This window comes from Streptomyces sp. NPDC050564 (assembly GCF_044457265.1).
Classification (GTDB): Bacteria; Actinomycetota; Actinomycetes; order Streptomycetales; family Streptomycetaceae; genus Streptomyces.
Window position 1 is genome coordinate 1 of sequence record NZ_JBITGS010000107.1, and the last position, 3,918, is coordinate 3,918.

The 3,918-nt window shown below is 70.2% G+C and carries 4 protein-coding genes; 3 read left to right on the forward strand and 1 reads right to left on the reverse strand.

The annotated features are described in order from the left end of the window. Nucleotides 1–709: 709 nt before the first annotated feature. Nucleotides 710–1,345, forward strand: a complete 636-nt coding sequence (locus tag ACIBK0_RS51765; protein WP_399097509.1) for a carboxymuconolactone decarboxylase family protein — start codon at nucleotides 710–712, stop codon at nucleotides 1,343–1,345. After that, a complete protein-coding gene (locus ACIBK0_RS51770) occupies nucleotides 1,338–2,144 on the forward strand; it encodes an SDR family NAD(P)-dependent oxidoreductase (RefSeq protein ID WP_399097511.1) in 807 nt (268 codons plus the stop codon). The genes ACIBK0_RS51765 and ACIBK0_RS51770 overlap by 8 nt, the downstream gene beginning before the upstream one ends. 65 nt (nucleotides 2,145–2,209) lie before the next feature. On the opposite strand, the gene ACIBK0_RS51775 is transcribed toward ACIBK0_RS51770, so the two are convergent. Further along, nucleotides 2,210–2,872 (reverse strand): TetR/AcrR family transcriptional regulator, encoded by a 663-nt coding sequence (locus ACIBK0_RS51775; protein ID WP_399097513.1) that lies wholly within the window; start codon nucleotides 2,870–2,872, stop codon nucleotides 2,210–2,212. A 51-nt stretch (nucleotides 2,873–2,923) separates the two neighbouring features. Here ACIBK0_RS51775 and ACIBK0_RS51780 point away from each other — a divergent pair, with 51 nt between their 5' ends. Next, nucleotides 2,924–3,274: a DoxX family protein gene (locus ACIBK0_RS51780; protein ID WP_399097515.1), complete on the forward strand. Its 351-nt coding sequence runs from the start codon at nucleotides 2,924–2,926 to the stop codon at nucleotides 3,272–3,274. Nucleotides 3,275–3,918 lie beyond the last annotated feature (644 nt).

The window sequence follows — 3,918 nt, forward strand, 5'->3', positions numbered from 1 at the left end:
CGGCCACGCGATCACGCACAACTGCCCGGCCGCGCAACACGCACGACCGCCCGGCCGCACACAGGCGGGAACGAAGAAGTGCCCGCCTCCCTGGGACCCCGCTTCCCTCTCCCCCAGGCGCCCGGTGAACTCACGCGCCGCGGGCGCACTCTGACCCACCGGATCCGCCTGATCACCGACCCGCAGCACACTCCCCCCAGGGGATCTCCTGCGCAGCATCGAACCCAAGCCGCTCGCACGCGGTATTCCACCCCTGCACTCCCACCGCCACCCCGGGGGCACCGGCCTCGGGGCACCGACGGCCAGCAAGGCTGCGTGCAGGCAAGGGCTGCGCTGCGCCGAGGACCATCTGGGCCGCCGGCTCGCGGTCGCCGCTTGACGCGTTAGCCCCCTGAGGTGTCTCTGCGGTCACGGCCCAGCCAGCGGCCCTTTTCCAGGCCAAAGCGTGTGGGGCCAAGCCACCTGTCCCACCGCCCCTCTTGGGCGGCCAGTTGGCATTCCCATCTGCGGCCGGGTACGACGGGCCGGACCCTGCGCTGGGTACCGCCTCGCCCGCACGGAAGGCCCCCGTGCCGACTCCGGAGAGATCAACAAATTGTCAGGCGCAGGCCCCCGGCCGGGGGTTGACAGTGATCCACCCGGTCAGTCTCTGCACATCACCGTCGAGCATTCGCTTGCTAGACGTTCAGCCAGTTTCTACTGTGGGCGTATGGACGACGCCACGACTGAGGTACCTGACACACCCCCCAACCACCTCCCAGGTGACAACCGCCTCCCCCGCATCGCGCCGCTGCCGGAGGACCGCTGGGACGCGAGGGTGCGCGGGCTTTTGACCGCCGCTCCACGGGACCCGGGAGGCGGGGTGCCCAACATCTTCACCACCTTGGCCCGCCACCCGGACCTCTACACGCGGTTCATGCCGTTCGGCGGGCAGCTGCTCCGCGGCGGACTGCTGCCGGGAAGGATCAGGGAGCTACTGATCCTGCGCACCGCGCACAACACCGGGGCCGCCTACGAGTGGGGACGCCATCTGCCGTTGGCGGAGGCCGCCGGCGTCACGACCGCGGACGTCCGGCGTATCACCCAGGGCCCGGAGGCCGCCGGATGGACGGACCTCGACAGGCATCTGCTCCGGGCCGCGGACCAGCTGCATCGCGACGCACGCATTTCGACCGTGACCTGGGAAGCTCTCGCGGCCCACTACGAGGAGGCAGAGCTGATAGAGATCACCATGCTCATCGGTCAGTACCACATGCTGGCGTTCTTCCTGAACTCCACCGGCGTGCAGCTAGAGCCGGGCTTCGACCGGAGCGGCTCCGGGAAGGCGGCGCGCGCCGATGGATGAGCAGCGCAGACCGGAGAAGGAGGCGCGCCGTCTGGCCGGCCGCAAGCTCCTGGTGATCGGCGCGGGCACCCGTCCGGACGGGGATCCGCAGGCACCCGTCGGCAACGGGCGGGCGATATCCGTCCTTGCCGCCCGTGAGGGAGCGAGTGTGGCGTGCGCCGACATCGCCCCCGAGGCGGCCTCAACGACCGCCCGGCTTGTCACCGCCGAGGGCTCCCCAGGCCTCGCCCTGGTGGCTGATGCCACCGACCCCGAACAGACCGCCGCAGTGGTCGCCGAGGCCGCCCGCGAGCTCGGCGGTCTGGACGCGCTCGTGGTGAACGCAGGCATCGGGCTCGGCGCTGGCCTGGCCGGCTCCTCGCCCGAGGACTGGGACCGCGTCCTCTCGCTCAATCTGCGCGCGCCCTTCCTGGCCGCAAAGTACGGCCTGCCGACGATAGGCAGCGGCGGCGCGATCGTCTTCATCGGATCCGTTGCCGGACTGCGCGCCGCCACCGGCTCGCCTGCGTACGACAGTTCCAAGGCGGGTCTGGTGGGTCTGACCCGGCATGTCGCCAAGGAAGGCGCCGCACGCCGTATCCGCGCCAACGTGGTCGTACCTGGCCTGATCGACACCCCGATGGGCCGTCAGGCATCAGCAGCACGCACCTCCAGGACCGCGTCCTTCGCCCGGATCCCACTCGGCCGGCAGGGCACCGCGTGGGAGGTGGCGGAGGCGGTGACGTTCCTGCTCTCCGACCGCGCCTCCTACATCACGGGCCAGCAGCTGGTGGTGGACGGCGGCCTGAGTGCCGTCTGACAGCCGTTCAGCAGCCATCCGGCCGGTGCGCGGGAGACTCCCGCAGACGACCCCGGCCGCCGGCGTCAGCCAGTCCTTTGGTCTGAAGCGAGTGCCAGCAGCACCATGTCGTGGGCCGCGCGGCCGATTTCCTCCAGGCGGGCGCGAGAGGAGTCCAGCTGGTACTGGAGCAGCACGCCGCGCGCCAGGCTCTCCAGAAGGAATGCCTGCGCGCGGGCGTCCAGGTCGGGGCGGATACTGCCGTCGGCGACCCCCCGCCGGATGTCGTCCTCCACGCCGGTGCGGACCAAGTCGAGTTGGCCGCCCAAGGGCCCCTTGGCGCTCTCCCCCGGGCTGCCGACCGCCTCGACGAGCAGCACCAGCAGCGCGCGTGCCCGGACACTGGGGCCCGGCTCGGCCAGACGTGAGAAGTACTGCTCCAGCTTGGCCAGCACGGCCTCAAGCCCGGTCATCCGGTGGTATCCGGGCAGCGCCCTGAGACGGTCTACAAAGACCTCGCGGATGTCGTTGATGACCGCCTCGACGAGCCCAGCCTTGGACTCGAAATGGTAGTTGACCATGCCCCGGCTGACCCCGGCGCGATCACCGACCTTCTTCACCGTGAGGCCGCGGTAGCCCTCCTCGGCGAGGATCCCCAGTGCCGCGTCGATCAGTCTGCGCCGGGAGGCCTCCCGCTGGTCATCGCGCATCGTCGGAAGGGGGCCGGTCGTTGTCGTGGGATCGGTCATCGCCCCAGCAGTATCCCATCCGCGACTGCCCCGCTGCTCGAAAGGTGACCTGTGAACGTCTCGCGAATCATCCTGGCTGTAGCCACCGGCCCGATATTCGTCTTCACCGGGGGAATCAAGATCCACGGGCTGCGCCGGTCCCTGCAGTACCGCGACCACTTCGGCATGTCGCTTTCGCTGTGGCGGGCGATCGGCGTGCTGGAAGCCGGAGGCGGCGTCGGCCTTCTCGCAGGGCTGGCGGCCCGGCCGCTGGGCATCGCGGCCGCCGCGGGACTGTCCGCGTTGATGTTCGGCGCCGTGCTGACGCACCTGCGGGCCAGGGATCCGATCGCTGCGGTGGCCTCCGCCTCGGGCGTTCTCCTGCTCGCCTCGACGTCCCTCGTGTGCGGCATCGCCGCGTGACCCCACGAACTGCAACGGCTGCGGTGGGGACATGCCCAGCTGCGCCCTGGCGCACAGGCCGCGAAAGGACGGCACCTCTGCCGAGGCTCTTGCCTCTTCAGAACCAGCGCCAGGCTACGAAATCCCGAATTCCAGGAAAATGCGTCGGTGGATCAACCTGACAGGACACCGGCCAGGGCCTGACCGTCGTGGACGGTGGTGCGTGAAGTCCGGTCCCGCCCGGTGGCAGCCTCCAGGGACATGCCACCCGGCCGAACCGGCATCCGCATGCCCGGACGGGCGTGGCGGGGCTCTGCAGGGGCTGTGGGCTCAATGGCGAGCGAGCGGAGAGACCGCTCGCCGGTGGGTGCCGTCGCTGACGGCCAAGTGCGGTATGGCTGCCGTTTCCCGACGTGGAGAGCCCAGGACCTCTGGGACCGTGGGGCATGTGCCGGCCGGAGTCGGCGCGGCCGCCGCCGCGTCGACTCCACACTGGTCGCCCCCCGGCTCAGCCCGCTGCTGAACGCTGCCCGCCCGAAAGTGAGACAGGGCATTCGTTGGGCAGAACCCGCTAGTGTCCTGCGCCAGTAGTTGATCGTTAGTAGTTGTGTGACTTCTGCTGCTGGTGCGTCAGTTCCTCGTCGGGGCCCGAAGCTGGAACCGTT

What these genes read in the sequence shown, in the direction of transcription:
- ACIBK0_RS51765 (WP_399097509.1), top strand. Translation starts at nt 710, where the DNA reads ATGGACGACGCCACGACTGAGGTACCTGACACACCCCCCAACCACCTC.
- ACIBK0_RS51770 (WP_399097511.1), top strand. Translation starts at nt 1,338, where the DNA reads ATGGATGAGCAGCGCAGACCGGAGAAGGAGGCGCGCCGTCTGGCCGGC.
- ACIBK0_RS51775 (WP_399097513.1), bottom strand. Translation starts at nt 2,872, where the DNA reads ATGACCGATCCCACGACAACGACCGGCCCCCTTCCGACGATGCGCGAT.